Annotated in this window: 2 protein-coding genes; one reads left to right on the top strand and one right to left on the bottom strand. The window is 65.0% G+C overall.

Going from position 1 to position 1,904, the window contains the following annotated elements; translation table 11 throughout:
* On the bottom strand, positions 1-1,013 hold a 1,013-nt coding region (locus EN964_RS33140; protein ID WP_164776289.1), incomplete at its 3' end, for an FAD-binding oxidoreductase.
* A 242-nt stretch (positions 1,014-1,255) separates the two neighbouring features.
* Between EN964_RS33140 and EN964_RS33135 the strand changes: the two genes are divergently transcribed.
* The coding region (locus EN964_RS33135) for an esterase-like activity of phytase family protein (protein WP_206528798.1) at positions 1,256-1,904 on the top strand (649 nt) is incomplete at its 3' end.

Genomic DNA, 1,904 nt, shown 5'->3' with positions numbered 1-1,904 from the left:
CAGCGCACCGGCCCGACAATCGGATTGCCGTCCGGCGTGAAGGTGAAGGCGCCGTTGACCCATTTGCGGATGCCGGCCGTCGCCAGGCAAGGAAAGCGCTCATGCGCCTTGGCGAGTTCGGGGCTGATGCGGTCGATGTCTTCCGGGATCAGCTCGATGCCGTAGTCCCACGGCGCGCCATCCATGTTCCAGTGCTTCGGGTTCTGCTCGTAAACGCCGAGCAGCACGCCCTTGCGCTCCTGCCTGAGATACGAAAAGCCGTCGAGATCGACGGCGATGCCGATTTCCCTGTCCAGCGCCGCGATCTCGGGAATGTCCTCAGTGATGAAATAATGGTGCTCCATCGGCGTCACCGGCAGGTCGATGCCGGCCATGCGGCCGAGCTGCTTTGCCCACAGCCCGCCGGCATTGACGACATGCTCGGCGATAATGGTGCCCTGCTCCGTGACGACATCCCAGCGACCGTCGGCGCGCGGCTTCAACTCGACCACCCGGTTGCGCAGGATGATGTCGGCGCCGCGCTTTTTTGCAGCGCCGGCATAGGCGTGCGTCGTGCCGTACGGGTCGAGGTGCCCCTCGTTGGAATCATGCAGGCCGCCTAGCACGCCGGTGACGTCGACGATCGGGCAGATCGCCTTGATCTCGTCGGGCGTGACAAGGCGCGCGGTCTCGATGCCGACCGACTGAAACACCGCCCAGGCCGATTTCAGCCACTCCCAGCGCGCGGGATCGCTGGCGATGTTGACGCCGCCCGTCATGTGCAGGCCGATATCCCAGCCGGATTCGGCCGCGATCTCGCGGTAGAGATTGATGGTGTAGTCCTGCAGCGCCGCCACGTTGGGGTCGGCGTTGAGCGCATGGAAGCCTGCCGCCGCGTGCCAGGTCGAACCGGCTGTCAGTTCGGCGCGCTCGATCAGCGCCACATCGCTCCAGCCAAATCGCGTCAGGTGGTAGAGCACCGAGGCCCCGACCACGCCACCCCCGATGACGACTGCGCGGTAGTGCGACTTCAAGGCTTCCCCTCCACGGTTAGTCCGAAGGCTGGATCATATATGCACTGGACATAAGTGTCCAGTGCCGCGCGCGCATCGTTTTTCGTCGACCGCCGGCATGCACTGCGCGCTGTCACGCAAGCATCATGTTCGCGCCGTAGACCGCGTTTCGGGGAGGCTTGCGCGGCATCATCGATGTCGCACCTCTTTCAGTTTTTCGTCCCGCGGCCGCTCCGGCACATCCGTCACAAAGAGGATTATCCATGAAACACCTGTATCGAACCGCGTCGCTCGGCGTCGCGCTGGCCTTGTTCACCGCCTTGACGCCGGCGCTCGCCGACAGCACCGCGACCGTCGGCGGCACGAGCTTTGTCAACAAAGGGCTGGTCGGCGTCGGCCGCATCCCGGCCGCTCAGCGCGACAAGTTCGGCGAGACGTTTGGTTCGGGCTCGGGCATGTCGATCGACACATCAGGCTGGACGCATGAGGCCGCCGGCTACAAAGGTTCGCTCTGGCTGCTGCCGGATCGCGGCTACAATGTCGTCGGTACCACCGACTACCGGCCGCGCCTCAACACCGTCGCCATCGAGTTTACCCCGGTGGCACCAGGTGCGGCACCTGCTGCCGGCCAGCAGCAGACCGGCGTCAAGGCAACGCTCGCCGACACCATGCTTCTCACCGACGACAAGGGGGCTGATGCCACAGGCCTGGATCCGCTCAACGGCGTGCGCGCGGCAAGCGGCGACATGCCGATCCTGCCGCAAGCCGACAATGGCAAGCTGGCGCTCGACAACGAGGCGATCGTGCGACTGCCCGATGGTTCGATGTTCATCTCCGACGAATACGGCCCGAACATCTATCGGTTTTCCGCCGACGGGCATCTGCTGTCGGCAACCCAGCCACCGGCTGCGC

This window comes from Mesorhizobium sp. M7A.F.Ca.CA.001.10.2.1 (assembly GCF_003998575.1).
Taxonomy (GTDB): domain Bacteria; phylum Pseudomonadota; class Alphaproteobacteria; order Rhizobiales; family Rhizobiaceae; genus Mesorhizobium.
This window is presented reverse-complemented; position numbering and strand designations above follow the sequence as displayed.